General features: G+C 71.3%; 27 protein-coding genes. 9 read left to right on the top strand and 18 right to left on the bottom strand.

All coding sequences use genetic code 11. The features are described from left to right. Positions 1-140: 140 nt before the first annotated feature. On the bottom strand, positions 141-617 hold the full coding sequence (locus tag FHS22_RS32790; RefSeq protein WP_184948070.1) for a chemotaxis protein CheW: 477 nt from the start codon (positions 615-617) through the stop codon (positions 141-143). A 2-nt stretch (positions 618-619) separates the two neighbouring features. After that, positions 620-2,923, bottom strand: a complete 2,304-nt coding sequence (locus FHS22_RS32785; protein ID WP_184948069.1) for a chemotaxis protein CheW — start codon at positions 2,921-2,923, stop codon at positions 620-622. Between the two features lie 258 nt (positions 2,924-3,181). Between FHS22_RS32785 and FHS22_RS32780 the strand changes: the two genes are divergently transcribed. Further along, on the top strand, positions 3,182-4,828 hold the full coding sequence (locus FHS22_RS32780) for a S8 family serine peptidase (protein WP_221474411.1): 1,647 nt from the start codon (positions 3,182-3,184) through the stop codon (positions 4,826-4,828). Between the two features lie 186 nt (positions 4,829-5,014). Then, on the top strand, positions 5,015-5,251 hold the full coding sequence (locus FHS22_RS32775) for a hypothetical protein (RefSeq protein WP_184948068.1): 237 nt from the start codon (positions 5,015-5,017) through the stop codon (positions 5,249-5,251). A 79-nt stretch (positions 5,252-5,330) separates the two neighbouring features. On the opposite strand, the gene FHS22_RS32770 is transcribed toward FHS22_RS32775, so the two are convergent. Together FHS22_RS32770 and FHS22_RS32765 are read right to left on the bottom strand one after the other, a co-directional pair. Further along, positions 5,331-6,359 (bottom strand): hypothetical protein, encoded by a 1,029-nt coding sequence (locus tag FHS22_RS32770; protein ID WP_184948067.1) that lies wholly within the window; start codon positions 6,357-6,359, stop codon positions 5,331-5,333. Between the two features lie 386 nt (positions 6,360-6,745). Then, entirely contained in the window at positions 6,746-6,988 is a 243-nt protein-coding gene (locus FHS22_RS32765; protein WP_184948066.1) for a hypothetical protein, read from the bottom strand. A 613-nt stretch (positions 6,989-7,601) separates the two neighbouring features. Between FHS22_RS32765 and FHS22_RS32760 the strand changes: the two genes are divergently transcribed. Further along, complete coding sequence (locus FHS22_RS32760) at positions 7,602-8,234, top strand: CHAP domain-containing protein (protein WP_184948065.1); 633 nt, start codon at positions 7,602-7,604, stop codon at positions 8,232-8,234. Positions 8,235-8,377: 143 nt separating this feature from the next. On the opposite strand, the gene FHS22_RS32755 is transcribed toward FHS22_RS32760, so the two are convergent. After that, positions 8,378-11,206 carry an AfsR/SARP family transcriptional regulator gene (locus tag FHS22_RS32755; protein WP_221474410.1) on the bottom strand — a complete coding sequence of 943 codons (2,829 nt, stop codon included), beginning with the start codon at positions 11,204-11,206 and terminating at the stop codon, positions 8,378-8,380. A gap of 74 nt (positions 11,207-11,280) precedes the next feature. On the opposite strand from FHS22_RS32755, the gene FHS22_RS32750 reads away from it, so the two are divergent. Then, positions 11,281-11,733: a carboxymuconolactone decarboxylase family protein gene (locus FHS22_RS32750; protein WP_184948064.1), complete on the top strand. Its 453-nt coding sequence runs from the start codon at positions 11,281-11,283 to the stop codon at positions 11,731-11,733. A gap of 153 nt (positions 11,734-11,886) precedes the next feature. Here FHS22_RS32750 and FHS22_RS32745 read toward each other — a convergent pair whose 3' ends face one another. The 11 genes from FHS22_RS32745 to FHS22_RS32695 form a co-directional block, all read right to left on the bottom strand. Next, a complete protein-coding gene (locus FHS22_RS32745; protein WP_184948063.1) occupies positions 11,887-12,972 on the bottom strand; it encodes an EscU/YscU/HrcU family type III secretion system export apparatus switch protein in 1,086 nt (361 codons plus the stop codon). Beyond that, positions 12,969-13,733: a flagellar biosynthetic protein FliR gene (locus FHS22_RS32740; protein WP_184948062.1), complete on the bottom strand. Its 765-nt coding sequence runs from the start codon at positions 13,731-13,733 to the stop codon at positions 12,969-12,971. Before FHS22_RS32740 ends, FHS22_RS32745 begins: the two co-directional genes overlap by 4 nt. 4 nt (positions 13,734-13,737) lie before the next feature. Next, positions 13,738-14,013, bottom strand: coding sequence for a flagellar biosynthesis protein FliQ (gene fliQ, locus FHS22_RS32735; RefSeq protein WP_184948061.1), 276 nt, complete (start codon positions 14,011-14,013; stop codon positions 13,738-13,740). Between the two features lie 11 nt (positions 14,014-14,024). After that, positions 14,025-14,945 carry a flagellar type III secretion system pore protein FliP gene (gene fliP / locus FHS22_RS32730; protein ID WP_184948060.1) on the bottom strand — a complete coding sequence of 307 codons (921 nt, stop codon included), beginning with the start codon at positions 14,943-14,945 and terminating at the stop codon, positions 14,025-14,027. A 3-nt stretch (positions 14,946-14,948) separates the two neighbouring features. Continuing rightward, complete coding sequence (gene fliO, locus FHS22_RS32725; protein WP_184948059.1) at positions 14,949-15,398, bottom strand: flagellar biosynthetic protein FliO; 450 nt, start codon at positions 15,396-15,398, stop codon at positions 14,949-14,951. A 70-nt stretch (positions 15,399-15,468) separates the two neighbouring features. Further along, entirely contained in the window at positions 15,469-16,200 is a 732-nt protein-coding gene (gene fliN / locus FHS22_RS39780) for a flagellar motor switch protein FliN (RefSeq protein ID WP_184948058.1), read from the bottom strand. Continuing rightward, a complete protein-coding gene (locus FHS22_RS32715; protein ID WP_221474409.1) occupies positions 16,200-17,111 on the bottom strand; it encodes a FliM/FliN family flagellar motor switch protein in 912 nt (303 codons plus the stop codon). The genes fliN and FHS22_RS32715 overlap by 1 nt, the downstream gene beginning before the upstream one ends. A 288-nt stretch (positions 17,112-17,399) precedes the next feature. After that, a complete protein-coding gene (locus tag FHS22_RS32710; protein WP_184948056.1) occupies positions 17,400-17,858 on the bottom strand; it encodes a flagellar basal body-associated FliL family protein in 459 nt (152 codons plus the stop codon). A gap of 17 nt (positions 17,859-17,875) precedes the next feature. Beyond that, on the bottom strand, positions 17,876-18,781 hold the full coding sequence (locus tag FHS22_RS32705; protein WP_184948055.1) for an OmpA/MotB family protein: 906 nt from the start codon (positions 18,779-18,781) through the stop codon (positions 17,876-17,878). Beyond that, complete coding sequence (locus FHS22_RS32700) at positions 18,781-19,551, bottom strand: motility protein A (protein ID WP_184948054.1); 771 nt, start codon at positions 19,549-19,551, stop codon at positions 18,781-18,783. Before FHS22_RS32700 ends, FHS22_RS32705 begins: the two co-directional genes overlap by 1 nt. Continuing rightward, on the bottom strand, positions 19,552-19,836 hold the full coding sequence (locus FHS22_RS32695) for a flagellar FlbD family protein (RefSeq protein WP_184948053.1): 285 nt from the start codon (positions 19,834-19,836) through the stop codon (positions 19,552-19,554). It lies immediately after the preceding gene. A 242-nt stretch (positions 19,837-20,078) separates the two neighbouring features. Between FHS22_RS32695 and FHS22_RS32690 the strand changes: the two genes are divergently transcribed. The 3 genes from FHS22_RS32690 (at position 20,079) to FHS22_RS32680 (ending at position 21,826) form a co-directional block, all read left to right on the top strand. Next, positions 20,079-20,255, top strand: coding sequence for a hypothetical protein (locus FHS22_RS32690; protein WP_184948052.1), 177 nt, complete (start codon positions 20,079-20,081; stop codon positions 20,253-20,255). Further along, positions 20,252-20,563, top strand: coding sequence for a hypothetical protein (locus tag FHS22_RS32685; protein ID WP_184948051.1), 312 nt, complete (start codon positions 20,252-20,254; stop codon positions 20,561-20,563). The genes FHS22_RS32690 and FHS22_RS32685 overlap by 4 nt, the downstream gene beginning before the upstream one ends. 426 nt (positions 20,564-20,989) lie before the next feature. Then, positions 20,990-21,826, top strand: a complete 837-nt coding sequence (locus FHS22_RS32680) for a nitroreductase/quinone reductase family protein (protein ID WP_184948050.1) — start codon at positions 20,990-20,992, stop codon at positions 21,824-21,826. 203 nt (positions 21,827-22,029) lie between these two features. On the opposite strand, the gene tnpA is transcribed toward FHS22_RS32680, so the two are convergent. After that, the gene (gene tnpA / locus FHS22_RS32675) at positions 22,030-22,446 is read right to left on the bottom strand and encodes an IS200/IS605 family transposase (protein ID WP_184948049.1); all 417 of its coding nucleotides are present in this window, start codon (positions 22,444-22,446) and stop codon (positions 22,030-22,032) included. 22 nt (positions 22,447-22,468) lie between these two features. Here tnpA and FHS22_RS32670 point away from each other — a divergent pair, with 22 nt between their 5' ends. Continuing rightward, on the top strand, positions 22,469-23,620 hold the full coding sequence (locus FHS22_RS32670; protein WP_184948048.1) for an RNA-guided endonuclease InsQ/TnpB family protein: 1,152 nt from the start codon (positions 22,469-22,471) through the stop codon (positions 23,618-23,620). A 145-nt stretch (positions 23,621-23,765) separates the two neighbouring features. Then, entirely contained in the window at positions 23,766-23,939 is a 174-nt protein-coding gene (locus FHS22_RS32665) for a hypothetical protein (protein ID WP_184948047.1), read from the top strand. Positions 23,940-23,973: 34 nt separating this feature from the next. Here FHS22_RS32665 and FHS22_RS32660 read toward each other — a convergent pair whose 3' ends face one another. Continuing rightward, complete coding sequence (locus tag FHS22_RS32660; RefSeq protein ID WP_184948046.1) at positions 23,974-24,822, bottom strand: alpha/beta fold hydrolase; 849 nt, start codon at positions 24,820-24,822, stop codon at positions 23,974-23,976. Between the last annotated feature and the right edge of the window lie 54 nt (positions 24,823-24,876).

Below are 24,876 nucleotides of genomic sequence, written 5' to 3'. Positions count from 1 at the left end.
GGTGGGGGGGCGCCGGGCGCGCCGTGCGGGGGCGGGCCCTTGCCCCGTCCGGGGCGCCCCCCGCCCGGTGTAGGGGTATGGGGGGGGGGCGCCCGGGTCCGGGGGCGCCACCCCCCTTTCCGGGCCGTGCCTGGGGCGGATCAGGCGGAGTGCGCCAGCCGTCCCTCGTCGGTGTGCTGGGCCGGGACCGGAACGGTCGTGTCGGCCGCACGGCGCGCGTCCAGAGCGAGCATCAGGCGGTCCTGAAGCTTGAACGTGCCCACGATGAGGTTGCGGTAGGCGCCCGCGAGCGTGTCCGGCGGCGGCTCGAAGGCCTCGTCGTCGAGCTCGATGACCTCACCGATCCGGTCCACGAGCAGGCTCACCCACTCGTCGTCGACCGAGACGATGACGTTCATCGCCGGGACGTCCAGGTCCCGGCCCGGAAGACCGAGCTGGACCCGCAGGTCCACCGCGGCGATGACCTGGCCGCGGAGGTTGAACAGGCCGCCGACCGAGGTCGGCGCCAGCGGGACGCGGGTGTACTCGTGGAAGCGCAGGACCTCCTGGACCTGTGCCACGTCCACTCCGAAGAGCTGGTCGGCCACCTCGAAGGTGGCGTACTGGCGGCTGGGCATGATCAGGCTCCCACCATCGAGTCGGTGATCTCGGTCATTTCTGCGTAGAACCGGGGGTCGGCGGCGAGGATCGCCCGCCGCACGTCCAGCAGCTCGGTGACGCGCTGCTGGATCACGGCCGAACCGGTCAGGCCGTCGTCGTCCAGGTCGCTGCGGGACTCGATGTGGTCCTCGACGATGTCGACGATCTGCTCGACGACCAGGGCGACGCTGCGGCCCCGCTCGGTGTAGACCACCGCGGGGACCGTCTCGCCCTCGGAGACGTCGTAGCAGCCCAGCAGCGAGGCCAGGCGGATGACCGGCAGGATGTGGTCGCGGTACTGGACCACCTCCCGGCTGCCGACCCGCTCGATGCGCTCGACCGGGAACTCCTCCAGACGGGTGACCATGTCCAGCGGGATCGCCACCCGGCGCTCGCCGATGCCGGCGATGAGCAGGCGCTCGATGCCGCCGCCCCGGGGACGGGAGTCGACCTGGTCCACCTGGGCGCGCTCCACGGCCTCGGCGGCCAGGTGCGAGCGGCGGGCCAGCGACGGGATGTCGAGGATCAGCGCGACCTTGCCGTCGCCGACGATGGTGGCGCCGGCGTACACGCCGACGTCCTTCATCCGCCCGGTCAGCGGCTTGACCACGATCTCCTCGGTGTTCAGGACCCGGTCGACCACGAGGCCGAACCGGCGGCCGTCGGCCTGCAGCACCGCGATGTAGACGTCGCGGTCGCTGTTGCGGACCGGCAGCCCCAGCGTCTCGTCCAGGCGCACCAGCGGCAGCAGCTTGCCGCGCAGCCGGTAGACCGGCGCACCCGACACGTGCTCGATCGCCTGGCCGGACTGGCCGTCGACGAAGACCAGCTCGTCCACCCCGACCTGCGGGATGGCGTAGCGCTCGGCGCCGCACTCGACGGTGAGCGCCTGGATGATCGCCAGCGTCAGCGGGATGGTCAGCCGCCAGGTCGTGCCCTTGCCCAGCGTCGAGTCCACATCGACGGCGCCGCCGATCTGCTCGATGTTGGTCTTCACGACGTCCATGCCGACGCCGCGGCCGGAGACGTTGGTGACCTTCTTGGCGGTGGAGAAGCCCGGCCGGAAGACCAGGGCGATGACCTCGCGCGACTCCATCCGGGCGAGCTGGTCACGGGTGACCACGCCGCGGTCCAGCGCCGTCTGCGCCACCCGCTCGACGTCGATGCCCGCGCCGTCGTCCTTGATCTCCACGATGACGTGGCCGCCCTCGTGGTAGGCGCGCAGGGTCAGCGTGCCGTGCGGCGTCTTGCCCTTGGCCACGCGGTCGGCGGTGGTCTCGATGCCGTGGTCCACCGCGTTGCGCACCAGGTGCGTCAGCGGGTCCTTGACGGCCTCCAGGAGGCTGCGGTCGAGCTCGGTCTCCTTGCCCTCCATCGCCAGCTTCACCTGCTTGCCCAGCGATCCGCTGAGGTCGCGCACGACGCGCGGCAGCTTGGACCAGATGTGGTCGATGGGCTGCATGCGCGTCTTCATGACGCTCTCCTGCAGCTCACTGGTGATCAGGTTCAGCCGCTGGGTGGTACGGGCGAGAACCGGGTCGGAGACCTCGCTGACGCCGCGGACGATCTGGTTGCGGGTCAGCACCAGCTCGCCGACCAGCCGCATCAGCGTGTCGAGCAGGTCGACGTCCACCCGGATGGAGCTGTCGGCGATGCTGCGCTTGGCGTTCTGGCCGGGCTCCTCGGCCGCGGGCTCCTTCACGGCCGGAGCCGGGGGCTGGGGCGCGGGGGAGTGCTCGGCGACGGGGGCGGGGGCCTCCGCTCCGGCCGGGGCCGGCTCGGCGGCCTTCGCGGCCTTGGCAGGCTTCTGAGCGGGCTCGGCGGCGGGCTCCGGCGCGGTCTCCACGGCCGGTACGGCCTGCGCGGCGGGCTCCGCCGGGGCCGGCTTGGGTGCGGAGGGGTCCTCGATGCAGGCCGTCACCTTGGCGATGACCGAATCGACGTCGACGTCGCCCTCGCCGCCGGTCTCCTCGATCGAGCCCAGCAGCGTGCGTACGGTGTCCACCATGGCCAGCAGGGCGTCCGCGCTGGCCGGGTTCATCCGCTGGGCGCCGTCACGCAGCCTGGACAGCAGGGACTCGCCCGCGTGGGTCACCGTCTCCAGGCGGTGGAACGCCAGGAATCCACTCGTGCCCTTGATCGTGTGGATCGTTCGGAAAATGCTGGAGAGCATCTCCCGGGAGCCGGGATCCTGCTCCAGAGCCACCAAGTCCCGATCCAGCTGGTCCAGGTTCTCGTGACTCTCAACCAGGAACTCCTGGATGATGTCGCCCAACTCGTCCACGACGTTCCTCTCCCTCTCTTATAAGGCAGCCCCTTCATCGGCGGATCCCGGCGGCACCTGAGGAACTCCGCACCCCAGCCGGGTGATTTCAGATCTTTTCTCCTTCTGTCTCCGGTTTCCCTCAGGGCGCAGGACCGGATGCCGATGCGGAGGCACCAGAGCTTTCTGGCATCAGCCCGCGACGGCCGCCTCCGCGCCCGTCGCCCGCAGCGGCAGGGACGCCGCACGCGGTGGGAACACCCGGGCACCACGGAAGGGATGACGATGCGCCGTACCGGCAAGCGTCGGCCGCACGGACCCGCCCACGCGGCGGCCGCGGCGACGACGGCGACGAAGCTGACGACGGTGGGTCTGCTGACCCTCGCACTCCTGGGCGGGACGAGCCTCGCCGCGCACGCGGGCACCGCCGGCAAACCCGGCCCCGTCCGCAAACCCGCCGGACAGCTCATCTCCGGCCAGTACATCGTCGTCCTGAAGAACGGCACCGCCACCACCACGACCGCGGTCCGCAAGCAGGCCGGCACGCTGACCTCCCGCCGCGGCGGCAAGGTCGCCCGCACCTTCGCCGCAGGCATCAAGGGCTTCACCGTGCGCGCCTCCGAGGCGCAGGCCCGCCTGCTGGCAGGCGACCCCGCCGTCGCCTACGTCGAGCAGGACGCCCGGATACACGCCAGCGACACCCAGAACGGCCCCGCCTGGGGCCTGGACCGCCTCGACCAGCGCACGAGCACCCTCGACGGCTCCTACACCTACGACACCACCGCCTCCGGCGTCGACGTCTACGTCATCGACACCGGCATCCGCGCCACGCACACCGACTTCGGCGGCCGGGTCACCGGCGGCACCGACACCGTCGGCGACGGCTACGGCACCGCCGACTGCAACGGCCACGGAACGCACGTCGCGGCCACCATCGGCGGCCAGACCTGGGGCGTGGCCAAAGGCGTCGACCTGCACCCGGTCCGGGTCCTGGGCTGCGACGGCAGCGGCTCGCTCTCCGGAGTGATCGCCGGAGTCGACTGGGTGACCCAGAACGCCACCGGCCCCTCGGTGGCCAACATGAGCCTGGGCGGCGGCGCCAGCACCGCCCTGGACGACGCGGTCCGGCGCTCCGTCGCAGCCGGCGTCACCTACGTCGTCGCCGCGGGCAACAGCGCCGCCGACGCCTGCGCGGCCTCTCCCGCCAGAGTCGGCGAGGCCGTCACCGTCGGGGCCACCGCCACCGGCGACAGGCGTGCGTCCTTCTCCAACTACGGCCGATGCCTGGACCTGTTCGCCCCCGGCGCCGGAGTCGCCTCCGCCTGGCACACCGGCGACACCGCCACCCGGACGATCAGCGGCACCTCGATGGCCTCCCCGCACGTCGCCGGAGCCGCCGCCCTGCACCTGGCCGCCGACCCCGGCGCCACCCCGGCCCAGGTCTCCGCGGCCCTGACCGGCCGCGCCACCCCCGGAGCCGTCGGCAACCCCGGCACCGGCTCGCCCGACCTGCTGGCCTACACCGGCACCGAAGCGGTCCCCGCACCCCCGGCCCCCGAGCCCGAGCCGCCCGCCGAGACCCACTTCACCAACGACGTCGACGTGCCGCTCTCCCGCAAGTGGCGGGGCTCCACCGGCGCTCTGACCGTACGCGGGATGTCCGGCGGCGCCTCGACCGCCACCGTCACCGTGGCGATCAAGCGCGCCAGCCGCGCGGACCTGACGGTCAGCCTCGTCCTGCCCGACGGCAGGACGGTCCCGCTGCGCAGGCTCAACCCGCGCGACCGCGGCGCCGACCTGGACGCGGTCTACACCGTCCCCGTCACCGGCAGGACCCTCGACGGCGCCTGGAAGCTGCGCGTGCAGACCCTCTGGCCGCTGCGGGACAACGGCTACCTCGATTCGTGGAGCGTGCGGTTCCGGTAATTCCGGTAACCGCCTCCGCGACCCCGATCGTGCCCGGCGCCTCTCGCGATGCCCCGCAGGAGGCGCCGGGCGCAACCACTTCGCACCTTTCGCGCAACCGGTCGTGAGACCCGCGTCACAGCCAATGAAAGCAAGTTCCGGGGGCAGTGGACCCGGGCTCCCTACGGAGGAGGAGACGACGTTCCGATGAGCACCGAGATGAGCAACACCGTCCGGGCCGAGGCGCTCGCCCTCGCGCCGGTGTCGGCCGCAGCCCTGCTGGACCGCCAGACCGCCGAGAGCGCGATCCTTCAGACGATCGACAGGCACGGCGGAGAGGCGGGCTGCGCGGCGGCCCTGGCGCAGGAGTTCGGCGAGCACCCGGAGCTGGTGTGCGAGCGGATGCGCTGGGCGAGCTCGGTCGTGGGACTGCTGTACGGGTGAGTTCTGCGTCCCCTCCGCCTTTACAATGTAAAGAAGGATGGACCGCACAACTCCTCCTTCCGGGCGTCCCCGCCCTCTCTCATCCCATGCCGTACCGCGGACGCCTCGCCCGTTCGCGTACGGCCTCCAGGCGGGCGCGCAGCTCCGTCACCGCCGCCGGATCGGGATCGGCCCGGCCGGCCCGGAGCCCGGCCAGCCAGTCGGTCAGCGCCGCCTGCTCGCGCCGCCGCCGGAGATCCGCCTCCGCCCGCCGCTGCGACGGCAGCGCCGCCCGGAGCGCCCCGGTGTCGTAGTCGATCCACGCGCCCAGCCGCCAGCGGATCCAGGACACCGGCCGCCGCGGCGTGCCCACCGGCCAGAGCGTCCCGTCCGGGTGGAAGTGGAGCGCGTGCCTGACGTCGCCGGCCGTGGCCCCGGCGACGAACAGTGACCGTAGCAGCCATCGCAGCTGCCTGGCGGGCACTTTCCGGAGAAGCATGTCGTCATCGCGGAGCCGCTCGCACGCTTGGAGCATTTCGCTTTTGTTGCCCGGCGTTACGGTGCTTGGCCAGGTTCGCCCGGGTTTCGCGGGAAACGGGGCCTCGCGCGTGTGTACGGGGGGATTAACTTCTTTTACTAAGGGAGGGATGAACCCCTTAGGGGTGCGAGTTTCATCCACAGGAAGTGTTTCCGCAGGCCAGGGCACATCTCTCCAGTTCTCTTCCGCCGGGGCCCGAGTCGGGGGGATAAGCCGGTCAAGGTCCTCGAAGTCCATTGTGTCCAGCAGCTCGCGGGGCACGGTGAGGGCGTACTCGGCGGCGATGTTGCCGAGGCCGTCGTCGACCCGCCCTCCCCAGCAGCTGGCGCGCAGCGCCGGGGTCGAGCCGGTGACGAGCGTGAACAGCAGGCCGTGCGTCCTGAGCCAGCGCAGCCGGTCGGCGAAGGTCCGGCGGGAGACCCCGGCCTTGGCCGCCAGCAGCTCCCAGGTCGCGCCCAGGCCCGGGTCGGTGACCATGTCGGAGCCGGCGTGCGCGGCCAGCTGCCAGACCACCCGCAGCAGGTTGCGGCGCCAGTCGGCGCGGTGGCGCTCGAAGTCGGGGACCAGCTCGGCGGCCCGAATCCAGAGCACCTTCGTGGGTGCCTGGACGAGGTGCCCGGGGATCGCCTCGCCAGGGCTCTGCGTGGGGCGGGCTTTACCCGATCCGGGCTTACAGGGACGGAACCCGTCATTACGTGTGTCGGGTCGGGACACGCGGAAGGAGCGATTTTCGCGCATGAGTGGCCGACCCGGGGACCGGTCGTCTATGGTGGTCTCCAGATGTTGGATCCGTAATCCGGCATGCAAAGGGCCCAGCCGTCGCAGGCAGGGTTACGAGGTTCTGGTCGGAGTCCCTCGCGCGCACTAGGTTTCTGAGGCCGGTTAGCGCGGGGGCTTCCGCATTTATGGGGTGCCGCTCGTCAGCGGCGGTTCACACTAACGCCTTGGCCTCCCCTTTCGCGGGCGAATCGCGATGTTCACGCTGCCGCCCCCTGACGTCCTTCGATGAGCGGAAGCTGGTCCTGCTCCGCCGGGCGGGGCGGAGGGGCCAGAACGAAGTCGTGCTCACGTGCCAGCACCGTGACGATGTACTCGTTCACCGAGCATCCGCGCTGCCGGGCGAAGGTCTTGATGTCGCCGAGAAGCTCAACGGGCACCCGCAGCGGGTGCTGCTTCACCGGCCCCCACTTGGGGTCAGGTCCGCGCTTGCTACCACTCATGACAGCCGTTATATCGAATTGACGAATCTGCGATCCAGCAGCGTCGTCGGCGAGTCGCGGAAAATATTCACAGAATCACCCTCCGTGTCGCCCTCCTGGTCAGGGCCTCGGGCGGCCTCTCCTCCGCAGGGTCTCCCGGGCCTCCCTCCTCCCGTCTTCCCGCGGCCTTCCGAAGGCTCCAGAGGCCTCTGAGGGCCTCCCGTGCGACACGCCGGGCCAAGGGGCCGACTGTCGGGTCCCGGCCGCGAGACGCGCGTACAGCTCTTCGACGCGGGCCGCCTTCCCGCGCCGTGCGCCCCGGAAACTCCGTCCGCATTCGCGGCGCATCGGCGGGCCCGGACCCGCCGGTCGCACTCTTCCGCCGAGGCGCTGCTCCGCCGCGCTGCAGCAGAGGAAAGCCCGGCCGGAGAGTCCGGCCTACGTCATATCGACAGGCCTTCGGACCGGACTTGAGGGTTTTCTGGAGGCGGCAACCGTACGGCACCTTTCGTGCACTTCTCCCGCTACGCCCGGACGGCTTACTGGATGTCGAAGGCCGCTACAGCAGGGCCTTCACCGGCACCAAGCACCACCCGGAGCCGGAGTCCTGCCGCCGCACGAAGGGTCTTCCTCTATGACTTTCGCCGCCTTCACCACCCGCGCCCGCGTCCTCACCGCCACCCTGGGCCTGGCCGCCGCCACCGCCGCGACCCTGGCCGCCGGCGGCACCGCCCACGCCGACACCGCCGCCCCCGCGCAGCAGCAGCTGCCCAAGGTCAGCGCGGAGCAGCTGCTGAAGGTGGCCGAGGCGCAGGTCGGCGTGGAGGAGAACGGCGACGGCGGCGGCACCAAGTTCCACGCCTGGTACATGGGCTCCCCCCGCGTCAAGGAGACCATCGCCCGTGACGGCGGCAGCGTGAACGCCTACGCCAACGCCGCCTGGTGCGACATGTTCGTCTCCTGGGTCGGCGAGCAGACCGGCCTGCGCCCGACCGTCGGCTGGGACGCTTACACCGTCGCCCACGCCGACTGGTTCGCGGCCAACAAGCGCTGGGGCGCCGACGCCAAGCCGGGCGCGGTCGTCTTCTTCGACTGGGACGGCGGCAAGGACACCTCCGGGATCGACCACGTCGGCTTCGTGAAGAAGGACAACGGCGACGGCACGATCACCACGATCGAGGGCAACACCGGCAACGGCAAGGTCGAGCAGCGCGTCCGGCCGAAGTCGCAGGTCGCCGGGTACGGCTACCCGCAGTACACCGCCTGACATCCGGCGCATGCGAAGAGGGGCACGGCATCTGCCGTGCCCCTCTTCGCATGCGCCCGCCGCGGTTTCGCCTGCGGCGCCGCGATCGGCGGGAGCGCCGGGCCTCCCGCCGAGACGGCCGGAGCCGCCCCGCGACGGGACGCTCACGGCCTCGCGGCGTGGGGCCGGTCCCCCCGCGCGGACTCCCCGGCCCGCTCCAGGAGGGCGCGGACCTCCTCGGCCTCCGGAACGCCGAGCTCCCCGTAGAGGCCGAGAGCCAGCCTCCCGTGCTCGCGGGCCTGCTCCGGGCGGCCGAGCGCGAGGTGGGCGCGCGCCAGTCCGTCGTGGGCACGCGCCTGCTCCGGCCGGTTGCGCGTCAGGTCGGCGAGCGCGAGCGCGGCCGTGTGCTCCTCGACCGCCCGGGCCGGGTCGCCCGCCGCCTCGGCCAGCCCGTTGAGCGCGGCCGCCTCGTCGGCGGTGTTGCCGAGGCGGCGGTAGAGGGCCGCGGCCTGCTCGTGCCGGGTGCGCGCCCGGGCGGGCTCGCCCTGGCGCCGGAGGACGACGCCGAGGTGGTTGAGGGTCACCGCCTCCCCTGCCGGGTTGCCGACCTTGCGGTGCAGCGCCAGTGCCAGGTCGAGATGGCGCCGGGCCTCCTGCGGCCGGCCGGCCCGGTCGAGGACGAGGGCGAGGATGCCGAGCACGTGGGCCTCGCCCCAGGTGTCGGCGCCGATCCGAGTGAGGTCGAGCGCCTGTTCGAGGTGCTGCTCCGCCTGCGCGTCCTGCCGCCGGCGCAGGGCCACGTTGCCCAGGGTGAGCAGTGCCCGCGCGCGTTCGTAGGCGCCCTCGCACGCGTCGAGGGCCTGGTGGGCGTGCTCCTCCGCCCGCTCGTACTCGCCGAGCCGCCAGTAGGTCCACGCCAGGTCGGTGAGCGCCCGCTCCTCGAACTCGCGGTGGCCGAGCTTGCGGCTGCGCCGGAGCGCCAGGGTGTGGAGCGTGAGCGCGTCGTCGTGGTGCGCCTGCAGGTCGAGGTAGGGGCGCACCGCCAGGGCCAGCATGCCCAGGCAGATCTCGGGTCCGTGGACGGCGGTCGCGATGATGTTGGAGCGCTCGGCGTCGAGCCAGGCCATCGCCTCCGCGGCGTCGCGGATGGGCGCGATCGGGGTGGCCGGCTGGGGGATGCCCTCCCGCAGGCCGACGCTGTGCGGGAAGAGCCGGTCGATCGCCGCGCGGGAGCGGTGCAGGTAGTAGGTGAGCAGCCGCAGGACGGCGCCGTCGTCCTCGGCGATCGAGCGCGCGTGCTCGCGGAGCAGGTCGTGGAAGGTGTATCGGCCCGGTTCGAGCTGCAGGAGCATGTGGGCGTCGAGGAGTCCTTCGAGGAGCTCCTCCGCCTCGTCCTCCGGGATCCCCGCCAGCGCGGCCGCGCCGCAGGCGTCGATGTCGCGGCCGGGTGCCAGCCCGAGCAGGCGGAACATGCGCCGCTCGGCCTCGTGGAGCTGCTCGTAGGAGAGGGTGAAGGCCGCCGACACCCCGTCCAGGAGGCGGCGGTGGTCGCGCAGCCGGCCCGCCAGGTAGGACACGGTCCAGCGCGGGCGGTGCTGGAGGCGGGCGGCCGAGATCCGGATGGCGAGCGGGAGGCGTCCGCACAGGTGCAGCACCTCGCGTACGGCGTCCGGTTCGCGGCGGGCGCGTTCGCCCACGATCCGGCCGAACAGCTCCGCGGCGTCCTCCTCGCCCAGCACGTCGACCGAGAGCGCGTGGGCGCCGTCCAGGTCGACGAGCCGCCGCCTGCTGGTGACCAGGACGAGGGTGTCGGAGTGTCCCGGCAGCAGGGGGCGCACGTGCTCGGCGTCGGAGGCGTTGTCCAGTACGGCGAGCACGCGGCGACCGGCCAGCTCGGCGCGCCAGAGGGCGCTGCGGTCGGCCGGTGCGGCCGGGATGCGGTCGGCGGGCACTCCGAGCTGGCGGAGGAGGGCCTCCAGCGCGGCGGCGGCGTCGACCGGGTCCCGGCCCGCGGTGTGGGCCTGCAGGTCGATGAAGAGCCGGCCGTCGGGATAGCGGTCGGCCAGCCGGTGGGCCGCATGGACGGCGAGCGTGGTCTTGCCGATCCCCGCCATGCCGTCGATCGTGACGACCGCCGGCCCGTCGTGCCCGCCCGCGAGCCGCTCCAGCTCGGCGGTCCGCCCGGAGAAGTCGGGGATGTCGTAGGGCAGGTAGGTGGAGCGGCGCGGCGGGCCGGAGGCGACCGGTGCCGCGCCGGGCAGGCGCAGGGCCGGATCGTCCGCCAGGACCGCCCGCTCCAGCTCGGTGAAGGCGTGCCCGGGGTCGAGGCCCTGGTCGTCCGCGAGAGCCGTACGGTAGGAGCGCGCCGCGGCCAGGGCGTCGGCCTGCCGCCCCGCGCGGTGCAGGGCCAGGACGAGATGGCCGTTGAGCCTCTCGCGCAGCGGGTGGGCGGTCGCCTGGGCGGCGAGCTCGCCGAGCAGGTCGCCGTGCCGCCCGGCGGCGAGCTCGGCCTCCACCAGGCGCTCGTACGCCGACAGCCGCCGGTCGTTCCAGAGCTCCCGGGCGCCGGTGACGTAATGCGCCTGCACGTCCTCCAGCGCCTCGCCGCTCCACAGGTCCAGGGCTCTGCGCAGCTCGCCGGCGGCTGCCAGCTCGGTGAACTCCTGCGCGTCGACCTGCCCGGGCTCCGGCTGCGCGACGTAGCCGCCGGCGCGTGTCTCCAGGAGCCGTACGGCGCCCGCACCGCGCAGCACCTTGCGGATCGCGGTGATGGAGGCGTGGATCTGCGATCGGGCGGTGTCGGGCCGGTCGTAGCCCCACATCGCGTCGATCAGCCGCTCGATGCTGATCACCCGGCCGGCGTTGAGCAGGAGGTAGGCGAGCACGGCCCGGTGACGGGGGGCGACGCCGGTCAGCGGCTCGCCGTCGGCGAGCATCCGGACGGGGCCGAGAAGGGTGAAACGCAGCATCGTCCCCATCACATCGCACTGCATCGCGGGTGTATAGCGAATCTATCAATCCGGGCAGCCATGGTGATCTCACACGAGCGATGACAGAGGAGAACACGATGGAAGCCCGGATGAAGAACCCCGCCGCGATCGTCCCCGCCGCGATGAAGCCGATCATGGAGCTGATGCGGGCCGCCCAGTCGCAGGGCCTCCCCCAGGAGCTCATGGAGATGATCCACCTGCGGGTCAGCCAGATCAACGGCTGCGGCTTCTGCGTCGACACCGGCCTGAAGAACCTGCGCAAGCTCGGCGAGAGCGACGAGCGCATCGGCCTGGTCGCCGCCTGGCGCGAGGCTCCGTACTACACCGGCGCCGAGCGGGCCGCGCTGGAGCTGGCGGAGGCCTCGACCCGGCTGGCCGACCGCGCCGACGCCGTCTCCGACGAGGTCTGGAACAACGCCGCCGACCACTTCGACGAGCGGCAGCTGGCCTCGATCCTGCTGATGACCGCCGTCACCAACCTCTTCAACCGCCTGAACGCCCCGATCCGGCAGATCGCCGGCAGCTGGTAGGCCCCGGCCCGCGCAGAGGAGACACCGACATGTCCGCCGTACGCTCGCACCGCTACACACCGACACCTGGCGCTGGGAGAGCGCCGAGCAGCTGAGCCCCGGCGACCGCCTCCGCCTCCGGGACGGCCCCGGAGGCGGGGTCAGGCGGCCGGGTCAGGCGGCGAGGCGGTGGAGGCCGGCGGCCGAGCCCTTGGCCTTCAGGGTCATGACGAAGGCGAGCACCTTGGCGACCGCGCCGTACATCTCGGCCGGGATCTCCTGGCCGATCTCGCAGCTCTTGTGCAGCGCGCGGGCCAGCGGGACGTCCTGCACCATCGGGATGCGGTTCTCGGAGGCGATCTCGCGGATCTTCGCGGCGACGGTGCCGGAGCCCTTGGCGATCACGCGGGGGGCGCCCTTCTCGGGGTCGTAGCGCAGCGCCACCGCCACGTGGGTGGGGTTGACCAGGACCACGTCGGCCTTGGGGACGTCGGCCATCATGCGGTTGCGGCTCATCGCCTGCTGGCGGGCGCGGATCTGGCCCTTGACGTGGGGGTCGCCCTCGGAGCGCTTGTACTCCTCCTTGACCTCCTGCTTGGTCATCTTCAGCTGCTTGCCGGTACGGCGGCGCGCCATCGCGTAGTCGGCGGCGGCCAGCGCCAGCCCGGCGGCGCCCGCGTAGCGCAGCAGCGAGATGATCGCGTCGCCGACGGACGACAGCAGCACGCCCAGGGGCAGGGAGCCCGAGGCCATCAGGACCGGGATCAGGTCGCTGACGGACATGTAGGCGATGCCGGTCAGCGCCGCGGTCTTCAGCACCGCCTTGGCGGCCTCCCACAGCGCGTGCGGGCCGAGCATGCGCTTCAGTCCCGAGAACGGGTTGAGCTTCTTGAACTGCGGCTTGAACAGCTTGGTGGCCGGCTTCAGGCCGGTCTGACCCGCCGCGGCGAGCAGAGTGACCACCACGGTGGCCGCGGCGATCGGCGCGATCGCCAGCAGGCCGTCGCCCAGGCCCGTGATGAGCAGGTCGAGCGCCATCCTCGGGTCGGGATTGTGGATGATCTCGCGGACCTGGAGCATGATGCGCTGCGCGGCGCCCACCGCGTTCTCCAGGACCATCGGCAGCACGAGCCCGGCCGCCAGCATCGAGGCCCACGCCCCGAAGTCGGGGGTCTGGGCGACCTGGCCTTCTTTCTGGGCGTCCTTCTTCTTCTTGGCTGTGGGCTCTTCGGTCTTCTCACCGCCCCCTCCGCCGCTCATGCGCCCGCCAGGCCCATCATCAGCCGGACGGCCTGGTCGGTCAGGCCGTCGATGACGCCGGGCAGCACCGCGATGGCGATGCCGGCCAGGCCGAGAGTGAGGAAGATCTTCACGGGGAATCCGAGGGAGAAGGCGTTCAGGGCGGGGGCGGCCTTGCTGAGCAGGCCGAGGGCGAGGTCGGCGACGAACAGCACCGCGATGAGCGGGCCGGCGATCTGCAGGGTGGCGACGAACAGGTCGGCCAGGCCTCCCGTGACCAGGTTGCTGAGGGTCTCCAGCGACAGGGTGCCGTTCAGCGGCAGGGCCTTGTAGGTCTGGGTGAAGCCGAGCAGGACGAACTGGTAGCCGCCGCTGACCATCAGCAGGGTGGTGCAGAGCAGGTTGTAGAACTTGCCGAACACCGAGCTGGCCGCCATCGACAGCGGGTCGAAGGCGGTGGCCAGGGAGAAGCCGCCGAAGATGTCGAGCAGGTCGCCGGCGGCCTGGACGGCGGCGAACACCAGCGAGGTGAGGAAGCCGAGGGCGACGCCCGCGATGACCTGCTCGATCCCGGCGATGAGCATGCTCGCGGTGGTGATCTCAGGGAGATCCGCGGCCAGCTGCGGGGTCATCGGCAGGGCGATCGCGAGGGCGAGCAGGGACTTGACCGCTCCGGGGATGGCCTTGGAGTTGAACGGCGGGCTCATCAGCAGCCAGGCGGCGGCCCGGATCGAGGCCAGCAGCAGGGCGGCCAGGGTGGGCGCGGACAGCAGTCCCTCCATGGGCTCAGCCGCCGGAGATGAGCTGCGGTACCTGGTGGAACAGGTTGGTGGTGAAGGACATCAGCTCGTGCAGCATCCAGTTGCCGCTGAACATCAGGGCCACCGCCACTCCGGCCGCCTTGGGCACGAAGGACAGGGTGGCCTCCTGGATCTGCGTCACCGACTGGAACAGGGAGATCGCGAACCCGATGAGCAGAGCAGTGATCAGGATGGGGGCGCCGAGCTTGGTGGCGAGCACCATCGCCTGCGTGCCGATGTGCAGCACCTGGGTGTCGGTCACGGGTCAGATCCTCACTGGTAACTGCCGACCAGGGACGTCACGATGAGTCCCCAGCCGTTGACGAGTACGAAGAGCAGGAGCTTGAAGGGCATCGCCACCGTGACCGGCGGGAGCATCATCATGCCCATCGACATCAGGGCCGCCGAGATGACCAGGTCGATGATGAGGAACGGTATATAGATGACAAACCCGATGATGAACGCGGCGCGCAGCTCCGAGAGCACGAACGCGGGGATCAGGGTGGTCATCGGCACGGCGTCGGCGTTGGCGGGCTTGCCCTGGCCGGAGACCTTGGTGAACAGCGCCAGGTCGTCCTTGCGGGTGTGGTCCATCAGGAACTCGCGCACCGGCGGGGTGCCCGCCTCGACGGCCTGGGAGACGCTCTTCTCGCCCTTGAGGTAGGGCTGGATGGCCTTGTCGTTCACCTCGGAGGCGACCGGGCCCATGATGAACAGGCTGATGAAGATGGCCAGGCCGGCCAGTACCTGGTTGGGCGGGACGTTGGACAGGCCGAGGGCGTTGCGCGTGATGCTCAGCACCACGAAGATCTTGGTGAAGCTGGTGCACAGCAGGAGGATGGCCGGTGCCACGGAGAGCACCGTCATGCCCAGCATCAGGATGATGGACTGGCTGGGCGTGCCGTTGACGCCGTTGAGGTCGATGGTGAGCGTGTCGTCGCCGGGGCCCGCCGGTCCCTTGGCGCCGTCCGGGCCGGAGGGCGAGGCGAGGGCGGCGGCCTGTACGGCGGGCGCTCCGGCCTGCCGGGCCGGGGCGGTCACGGCGGAGGCCGCGGAGGCCGGGGCGGAGACGGCCGGGGCCGCCTGCCGTACCGGCTGGGCGGTCAGGGTGTCCGCCGAGGCGGCCGAGGCGCCGAGCACGAGCGTGCCGGCCACGGCCAGGCCGGTCAGGGCCAGGCTGAAGATCCGCTTCATCACTTAACGAGCCGTCCGTTCGCGCAGCATTTCCAGGGCGGTCTTCCAGGTCTGGGGCGAGAGGGCGGAGCCCGCCAGGGGACCCTTCAGGAGGCCCTGGACGGCCGCCGCGTCGTCAGCCGGAGAGGAGGCGGCTGTCGCGGCGGCGGCCGGCAGGGAGACCGGGATGCGTTCCTCGGCCTGCTCGCGCCGCTCCTGCGCGGCCTCCAGGGCCGCCAGGTCCGTCTCCGTCAGGAGGGTGACCTGGCCGTCGGTGACGCCGAGCACCAGGGCCCGGTCGGTCACCCGGACGATGGCCACGGAGGAGTTGCGGGTCAGCTGCTGGCGGGCGAGCACGGAGAGGTGCCCTCCGCCGCGACCGGCCAGCGGCTTGCGGGCGACCTTGGACAGGCCCCACACCAGAAGGAGGACCACCAGGAGCGAGAACGTGATTCTCAGGACGGTCTCGATCATTCTCGGCTGCTCCTAGCGGGGGCGGTCGCGGTCGTCACGGTCTCGGTCGGCTGGGCGGCGGGCGCTCCCGCTAGGAGCGGTCGCCGGTGGGGGCGATGATCTCGGTGATGCGGATGCCGAAGTTCTCGTCGATGACGACGACCTCGCCGCGGGCGACCAGGCGGCCGTTGACGAGCAGGTCCACGGGGCTTCCTGCGGCGCGGTCGAGCTCGACCACGGCGCCGGGGGCCAGGGAGAGCAGCTCCCGGACGGTCATCCGGGTGCGGCCGAGCTCGGCGGTGACGCTCATCTCCACGCCGTGGAGCATCTCCAGGCCGCCCTTGCGGGCCGGGGCCGCGGGAGCGGATCCGGGGGCCGCCGGCCAGGGGAGGGCCACCAGGGCCAGTACGGCGCGCACGGCGCCGTCCTCCAGCAGCGGAACGAAGATCGCCTCACCGCGGTTGGCGAGGGCGCCGAGGCCGACCTGGGTCTCGACGGCCTGGGCGGGGTCCACGACGACCGGGCCCAGCACCCTGGCGGCCGCCTCCAGGGCGGGCTGCACCGCCTTGGCCAGGTCGAGCTCGCCGAGCGGGCTGTCCTTCAGGGCGTCGACCAGGTCCTGGCCGACGACGACCGCGACCTCGCCGGAGACGGTGCCGGAAAAGCGGGCGCACACGGCCTGACCGGCCGGGATCCCGTCCGGGATGGCGGTGACCGGCGTACCGGCCTCCAGGGCGCCGCCGGCGGGCAGCAGGGCGAGGGCAGCCTCGGCCGCGTCGAGGGCGAGAGCCACGCGCGGGGCGACGGTGATCGTGGTGGTCATTACTGTGCTTCCGTTTCGTTCTGCGGCGTGGGCACGACGAGGCAGGCCAGGCGCGGGCCCTGGCTACCGGGCACTGCGTGGGCGAAGGTGATGTCGGCGGCGGTCACCGTCAGCGGCGCCGTCACGGCGTGGTTGAGCGGGACGACGTCACCGGGCTCCAGGTTGACGATCTGGTCGGGCTTGAGCTGGACCGAGTCGAAGCGGACGGCGACCTCGATGGGCGTGGTGCCGAGCGCGGCGACCATGTTGCGGTGGGCCTGCTCGCGCGTCTTGCGCTGCGAGTCGCTGAGCGTGATGTCGGTGCCGTTGCTCTGGAGCTTGGGGAAGATCGAGGTGAACGGCAGGCAGAACGTCATCAGGCACTCTTCGCTGCCCACGGCCATCGTGAAGGAGGCCACGATGACCGCGTCGGCGGGTGCGGCCGCCTGGACGAACTGCGGGTTGTAGTCGATCGCGCCCAGCATCGGCCGGAAGTCGGTGATGGCCTCGAAGGCGTAGTGCATCTCGTCCAGGACCCGGTTGAGCAGGTCGCGCAGGAGCGGGAGCTCCATGTCGGTCAGCGGGCGCTCGATCTGCGGGCCGCCGGGGCCGCCGAGCATGTGGTCGATGCTGGCCATCGCCGTGCTGAGCGAGAACTCCATGATGGCCGCGCCGGGCAGCGGGTCCAGGGTCAGCGTGGCGACGATCGTCGGGTTGGACAGCCCCGAGATGTACTCGTCGTAGGTGAGCTGCTGGATCGAGACCAGCGACACCTGGGACACGACGCGCAGGGTGGAGGTGAGCAGCGTCGTGTACTGGCGGGCGAAGGTCTCGTAGGCGATCTGGAGCATCCGCGTGTGCTCACGCGAGAGCTTGATCGGGCGGCGGAAGTCGTAAGCGTGCGGCTCAGAGTTCTTCGCCCGTCGGGACACGCGTCCGAGCAGGCGATGCGTCGGGGCGGAAGTCTGTGTCTGGCTCACGAGACCACCCATCGGCCGCGCTTCTCCCCGTATGAGGAAATGCCGGAAATCGGGTTCACCTCGTGATGAGGGTCCCGTCCGCCGCGGAGGCCGCGCCGGGGCGCGCCCGGCGCCGATGTGCTGTTGTCGCCCTGCTGCGGGGAGGTTCCTTTCGCCGGTGGGGACGGGGGTCGGGGAGGGTCTTCGCGGGTCCGGCCGGGTCCGGGGGGACCCGCCCGGACCCGGCGGTGCGGCGGGCGCCTACTGCATCACGAACTCGGTGAAGTAGATGTTCATGATCTCGCCTTCGTAGGCCTTCTCCACCTTCTCCAGCAGCTCCTGCTTGGCCAGGTTGCGCGCCTTGTCCGAGGAGAGCTCGTCGACCGCCTTGTTGCTGAACTGGTCGATGGCCAGATCCAGGGCCTTGCTGCCGTCCGGGGCCTCGTGGACCTCGGCGGTGGCCTGCAGGGCCAGCTTGAGCTTGAGGAAGTGCCCGTCGGCCAGGTTGATGGTGATCGCGTCCAGGGCGGCGACGGCGCCGGGCTCCGGCTTCGGCTCCTCCGCCGGCTCGCCGCCGCCGGCGAAGAACAGGAAGTAGGCCGCCGCGGCCGCCACGACGACGAGTACGGCTCCGGCGATGATGAAGAGCTTCTTCGACTTCTTACCGCCGTCCTTCGCCTCCTCGGCGTCGGTCGCGGCCTTGAGCTTTGCGGTGGCCATGATTGTTCTCCCGGATGTCAGTTACTGGTGCGGGACATGCCCGCGGCGGAGGGCAGCAGTGCCTTGGTCGCGGCGTCGAGGTCGGACAGGACGACCACCTCGACCCGGCGGTTCAGCGACACCGACCGGGGGTCGGTGTCGGGGTAGAGCGGTCGCTGGTCGGCGTAGCCGGAGGCGTTCACCCGGCTGGCGGGGATGCCCTTGGCGATCAGCCTGCGGACCACCGTGGAGGCCCGCGCGGTCGACAGCTCCCAGTTCGACGGGTACGGACCCGAGTTCACCGGCAGCCAGTTGGTGTGCCCGTCGACCTCGAGGGCGTTCTTCTCGGTGCGCAGGGAGGGGGCGATCGCGTCGATGATCCTGCGGCCGTCCCTCAGCAGCTCGGCGCTGTTGTTGCCGAACACCACGGAGCTGGTGACGACGGTGACGACCAGGCCGCGCTCGTCGACGCGGAACTGCACGCTGTCCTCGGCGCTCTGCTTGCGCAGCGCCTCCTGGATCTTCTTCTTGATCCGCTCGAACTTCTCGACCTCCTTCTCCGCGTTCTTCGCGCGGGCCGAGGCCTTGGCGCGGTCGAGCGCGGCGAGGGCGGCCTTGGCCTGCTCCTGGGCCTCGGCGTCCTGGCCCTTGGCCAGCGCGGCGGACATGTCCATCGGAGAGGCGTCCCCGCCGCCGGCGTCACCTGCCACGGCCGTGCCCGGCGCGGCGAAGGTGACCGAGGGGTTGCCGAAGGCCATCGAGAGGCTCGACTTGAGCGCGTTGAACTTGTCCTGGTCGACCTGGCTCATGGCGAACAGCACGATGAACAGCGCCATCAGCACGGTCAGCATGTCGCCGTAGGTGACCAGCCAGCGCTCGTCGGCGTGGGCCTCCTCCTCGTGGCCGCCCGCGTGCTTCTTGTGGCGGCGGACCTTGGTGCTCATCAGGCGGCCTTCTTCTCCTCGGCCTCACCCGGAGGAAGCAGGCTCTTGAGCTTCTGCGAGACCAGGCGCGGGTTGGTGCCCGCCTGGATGTTGGAGATGCCCTCGATGGTCAGTTCCATCTGGGCGCACTCCAGCTCGCTGAGCCGCTTGAGCCGGTTGCCGATGGGCAGCCAGATCACGTTGGCGCTGAACACGCCCCACAGCGTGGCGACGAACGCGGCACCGATCATGTGGCCGAGCTTCGAGGGGTCGCTGAGGTTCTCCAGCACCAGCACGAGGCTGATGACGGTGCCGATGATGCCGATGGTGGGGGCGTAGCCGCCCATGTCGGTGAAGATCTTGGCGCCGGACTTGTCGGCCTTGCGCTTGGCCTCGACCTCGGCCTCCAGGATCTCCCGGAGCTCCTCGGGGTCGGTGCCGTCGATGGCCAGCTCCAGGCCGCGGCGGAGGAACGGGTCCTCCACCTCCTTGATCGCGTCCTCCAGGGCCAGCAGGCCCTCGCGGCGGGCGCGCTCGGCGAGCTTGACGATCGAGTCGACCAGCTCGGTGCCGGCCACCGGCTTGGAGGTGAAGGCGCGCTTCATCTGGTTGACGATGCCGGTGCTGTCGCGCAGCACACCGCCTGCCATCGCCACGCCGAAGGTGCCGCCGAACACGAGGATGAGCGGGGCCGGGAGCATGATCGACATCGGGTCGGCGCCCTCGAGGAACATCATCGCCAGCATGGAGGCGATGGCGATGCCGATACCCGCCAGGGTTGCCGGATCCATCTATCGCTCCTGCCGGTGGAGGCGCACGACGCGCGCCTGGTCGGAGTCGGCGGAACCGGTGGACGGCAGGCGGTGGGTGCCCGAGGAGACGAGGATCTCGGCGTCGGCGATCAGCTCGGCGCGGTAGCGGCGCACCAGCCCCAGGAACTCGCTCAGGGACTCCGCGATGATGTACTTGGTCCCGTCCACGAGAGTGATCACCGTGTCGGGGGTCTGGTCGGCTCGCTCGATCAGGTCCGGGTTCAGTGCGAACTCCGGCCCGTTGAGGCGCGTAAGAAGTATCACCGGGGTCCGTCCCTCGAAGTCGTCAGCGGGCAGCGGGCCGTCTCTGCGCCGCGCTGTTTCCCCCATCGGCCACCACCTGTCCCGCCTGAGGAAACCCACGGGACCAAGGTCCTTCACCACCGCCGGTACGGCCCCGCCGTCTTCCCGAATCTCCCTCGTGGACGGCTCAACGCAGCGAACCTACGATGTTTCCTATGAGGATTTCCAAGACGTACACCGTGGACGAAGCCATTGTGACCAGCGTGGAAGCCGAAGCCCGACAGAGCGGCGTCAGCGCCAGCGAGGTGGTCAACACCCTGCTGCACCGCGGACTGCGCGCACGCCGGTTCGCGCGCATCGCCGCCCGCCACAACGAGCATCTGGACCCCGCCTACCTCGACGCCGCACTGGCCGAGCGAGAGCAGAGCCGTACGGCATGACCGGCCCCGCCCCTCGGTTCGGCGACGTATGGACGATCAAGCACAGCCTGGTCCTGCCTCCGGAACCCCGCCTGATCGTCTCCGCCGACGACTTCAACGAGGAGTTCCGCGTCATCCTCACGGCCCGTATCAAGGATGTGGATCTGCCGGAGGACGAGCTCACCGAGCCGATCCGCGGCTACGGCGCCGCGCTGCTGTACATGATCGAGTGGCTGCCCCGCACCGCCCTGCACGAGCTGGTCACCGCCGTGCCCGCCGACCGCCACGACCTCCTCGGCCAGCGCCTGCGCCTTGCCTTCGGCCCCTGACGGCGCCGGTACGGCGGAGGCCCCCGCCGTACCGGGCGGGGAATACGGCGTTGCCCCGGCACGGCCGCGGGCATAAGATCGACAACGTGACTGCCGGGTCGGCCATGGGCCAACAGCGAGTAGGGCACCCGGCCGCCGAGTGAGCGCCGGGCGGCCCAGGGGTCCGCCTTCTCCTTGTACCGCGCGTTCCGCGCGAGGTCTCCACGTGTTCGGTGGCGCGGGTCACCGCCGCCTGCGGGGACCGCCGGCGCACCGGCCCGACCGGATGCACGGCGTATCCTCCCCGTTTCCCGCACCGTGGTTCCCCGTAGTTCCCCCGCCACGGCCGAGGCCGCCCCGTGGCGAGCCCGTACCGCCCGCCGGGGCGGTTCTTCACCATGCCCGCGAACGGCCCGCGGGAGCCCGATCCCGAAAAGAAAGCAGAGAATGCCGAACGAGTTCAACCAGCAGATCATCGAAGAGTTCCGCGCCAACCAGGGACGCGTGGGCGGCATGTTCGAGGGGGCGCGGCTGCTGCTGCTGACCACCGTCGGAGCCCGCTCCGGCGCCCCGCACACGACCCCGGTCGGCTACCTCCCCGACGGCGGCGAGCGCGTCCTGGTCATCGCCTCGGCCGCCGGCTCGCCGAAGCACCCCGACTGGTTCCGCAACCTGGTGGCCCACCCCCGCGTCACGGTCGAGGACGGTGTCTTCACCTACGAGGCCGAGGCCACCGTGCTGGAGGGCGCCGAACGCGACCTGGCCTTCGCCCGCGCGGCCGAGGCCGACCCCGGGTGGGCCGACTACCAGGCCAGGACCTCACGGGTCATCCCCGTGGTCGCCCTGCGGCAGGTCGCGGGCGGGCCGCCGAACGCGTCGTCGTGGGGCGCGGCCCTCAAGCTGATCCACGACGCGTTCCGCCGGGAGCTCGCCCTGATCCGCAAGGAGGTCGCCGCGTCGGGCCCCGGACTGGGCGCCCAGCTCCGGATCAACTGCCTGACCCTCTGCCAGGGGCTGCACCACCACCACACCAACGAGGACGCCGGGATGTTCTCCGCCCTGGCCGGGCAGCGTCCCGACCTCGCCCCGGTCCTGGACCGGCTGGGCGAGGAGCACCAGAGGGTCGCGGTGCTCCTCGACGAGCTGCAGAAGGCCGTCTCCGCCGAAGGCGCCGACCCTCAGGCGGTGCTCTCCGAGGTCGAGCGGCTCGCCGGGGAGCTCGAGGCGCACCTGGCCTACGAGGAGGAGCAGCTGATCCCGGTCCTGGACGCCCCGGCGTCCTGAGACCCGGAGCCGTCCCCGGTCCGGGACGGGCGTGCCGTACGGCCGGGGCACGCGCTCTCCGGCGTGTGCCCCGGCACGGGCTGCGGAGCTACCGAAATCGTCCACAGTGCTCCGGCCTTCGGGCCGGGGGTGAAGCGGACCCTTCCGCGTAGCGGGGCAGGGAAAGCCGGGTCGCTTCCAGGGCGATCCGGCGTCCACCCGACTCAGACCGGGCGTTTCTGCTGCTCGATGTACTGACGTAGGACGCTGATCGGAGCGCCGCCTACGCTCCCTGCGAAGTAGGAGCCCGACCACAGCTTGTTCGCCCGGTAGTAGTGGCGGGCCAGCTCGGGGAACTCTCGGCGCATCCTGCGGGAGGACACGCCCTTGAGGCTGTTGACGAGCCTGGAGACGGCGACCTTGGGCGGGAAGTTCACCAGCAGGTGGACGTGGTCGGCCTCGCCGTTGAACTCGCGCAGTTCGGTCTCGAAGCTGGCGCACACATCGCGCATGACCTGCTCCATGCGTTCCAGATGCACTCCGGTGAACACCGGGTGCCGGAACTTGGTCACGAAGACCAAATGAGCATGAAGGACGAAAATGCAATGCCTACCAGTTCTGATGTCTCCGTGATCAGCCATAAACCAATGCTAGGATCATGGGATGCAGCTGCGGTACAACGTCCGCCTCTACCCGTCGCCACCTCAGCGCCAGGCGCTGGCGCGGGCGTTCGGGTGCGCGCGGACGGTGTACAACGACGGACTGCGCGCCCGACAGCAAGCCCGCGCTCACGGCCTGCCGTACGTCTCGGACGCCGACCTGTCCAAGCAGGTGATCACAGCGGCGAAGACGACGCCGGAACGGGCGTGGCTGGGCGAGGTCTCGGCCGTGGTTCTTCAGCAGGCGCTGGCCGATCTGAACACCGCGTTCCGCAACTTCTTCGCCTCGGTCTCCGGCAGGCGCAAAGGGCCGAAGATCGCCGCTCCTCGGTTCCGGTCCAAAAGGGATTCCCGGCAGGCCATCCGGTTCACGAAGAACGCGTGCTTCTCGATCACGGCGGGCGGGAGGCTGCGCCTGCCGAAGATCGGGGATGTGGACGTGCGCTGGTCGCGGGACCTGCCGTCCGAGCCCTCCAGCGTGACGGTCGTCAAGGACGCCTCAGGCCGGTACTTCGCGAGCTTCGTTGTGCAGACGAGCGACGAGCCGCTGCCCGAGACGGCCTCCGAGGTGGGCATCGACCTGGGACTTGCGCATTTCGCAGTGCTCTCCGATGGCCGGAAGATCGACAACCCGCGTTTCCTGCGCCGTGCCGAACGACGGTTGAAGAAGGCCCAGCAGGCCCTGTCCCGCAAGGCGAAGGGGTCGGCGAACAGGAAGAAGGCCGTCGTCAAGGTCGCCAGGGCGCACGCGAAGGTGGCCGACGCGCGCCGGGACTTCGCGCACAAGCTCTCCACGCAGATCATCCGCGAGAACCAAGCGGTGTATGTGGAGGACCTGTGTGTCAAAGGCCTGGCCCGCACAAGGCTGGCGAAGTCCGTCCATGATGCGGGCTGGGGCCGGTTCACGGCGATGCTCGCCTACAAGGCCGCGCGGTACGGCCGGGCCCTCGTGAAGATCGACCGCTGGTTCCCGTCGTCGAAGAAGTGCGGAGCCTGCGGGGTGGTCGCCGAGTCCATGCCACTCGACGTCCGAACCTGGACCTGTGCCTGCGGAGCGGTCCACAACCGGGACGTCAACGCCGCGATCAACATCCTCGCCGCCGGACGGGCGGAGAGGTTAAACGCCTACGGAGGGTCTGTAAGACCCGCCGCCTAGCGGAGGGCAGAACCCGGTGAAACAGGAAGCCGCAGAGGTGCCGTATGCGCGGCACGGGCTGAATCCCCGGCCTTCAGACCGGGGAGCGCGTCAATGGGAAACTGCGCACGACCCGTCGGCGTGGGCCCCCAAGGAGAGGTCGGCCGTGCCGCTGGGCGTCGCCCTCGGCGTCACCGACATCACGGTCCGCCGGTACGCCGAGCGGGACGCGCCCGTCACCCACTGGACGGAGTTCCCTCGCGGCGGCAACTTCCTCCCGGCCGAGCAGCCCGAGCTGTTCGCCGGCGACGTCCGCGCCTTCTTCCGGGACCGGAAGTGACGCGCTCCCCGGTCGTGTCGCCCGCCCGGCGGGATCAGTCCCGGAGGGCCGGGAGCACGGCCGCGAGCCAGGGGCGGACGACCGGGAGGACCCGGGCCGCCTGCATGGCCTGCATGTGGTCGAGGCCGTCGAGGACGCGCGCCTGCCAGCCGAGCTCTTCGAGCTCCGCGCGCCGCCGCAGGAGCGGCCCGGCGATGTCCACCCGCACGTCCCCCCACTGCGGGCCGTACTCGATCCGGTCGGCCGACCCGGCGAAGCACAGGCGGGGGCAGGTGATCCGGTCCTGCGCGGCCCGGTCGTCGAAGCCCTGCAGTGCCCGGTAGAGCGTGACGAACTGGCGGGTCTGGTCCGGTGAGGCGGATACCGAGACGTTCGACCAGTCACCCGGCTCCGCCGGCCGGGCGGGTTCCTGCGGCGCGGCGGCCATGCGGTGGGCCGCCTCGGTGACGGCGAGCATCTCGGCGTAGGGCCCGCCGGCCGGCGGGAAGCCGCCCATGACCAGGGCGGTGAGGCGGCCGGTGCGGATCGCGAGCTGCATGCCGGCCAGGGCCAGCCAGGAGTAGCCGTAGTAGGCGAAGCGGTCGGCGCCTGCCGCGTCGGCGACGGCGAGCAGGTCGCGGGCGACGTTGTCCGGGGTGAGCGTGCCGCCCTTCGGCGTGCTCATGACGTGGCCCTCGTAGTCGAAGGCGATGACGCGGAAGGCGTCGCTCAGCCCGGTGACGAGGGAGTGGCCGAGCGAGGGGTCGGCGCCCCACCTGCGCATCTCCTCCGCCTGGGGGCCGTCCTCGGCGGGCGCCGGGTTCACCGGCAGCAGGACGGCCGGTCCGTCGCCGTGGACCTCGATCTCGATGGCGGATCCGTCGTGCAGCACCGCGGTCGGCATCGTCGTCCTCCCTGCCTCTCATCTCTTTATGGCATAAGCTATTTCTGTCCGCCA

The organism is Thiemannella venezuelensis, from assembly GCF_014203605.1.
Classification (GTDB): Bacteria; Actinomycetota; Actinomycetes; order Streptosporangiales; family Streptosporangiaceae; genus Planomonospora_A; species Planomonospora_A venezuelensis.
Note: the sequence above shows the minus strand (reverse complement) of the source record. Positions and strands in the feature narration are given on the sequence as shown.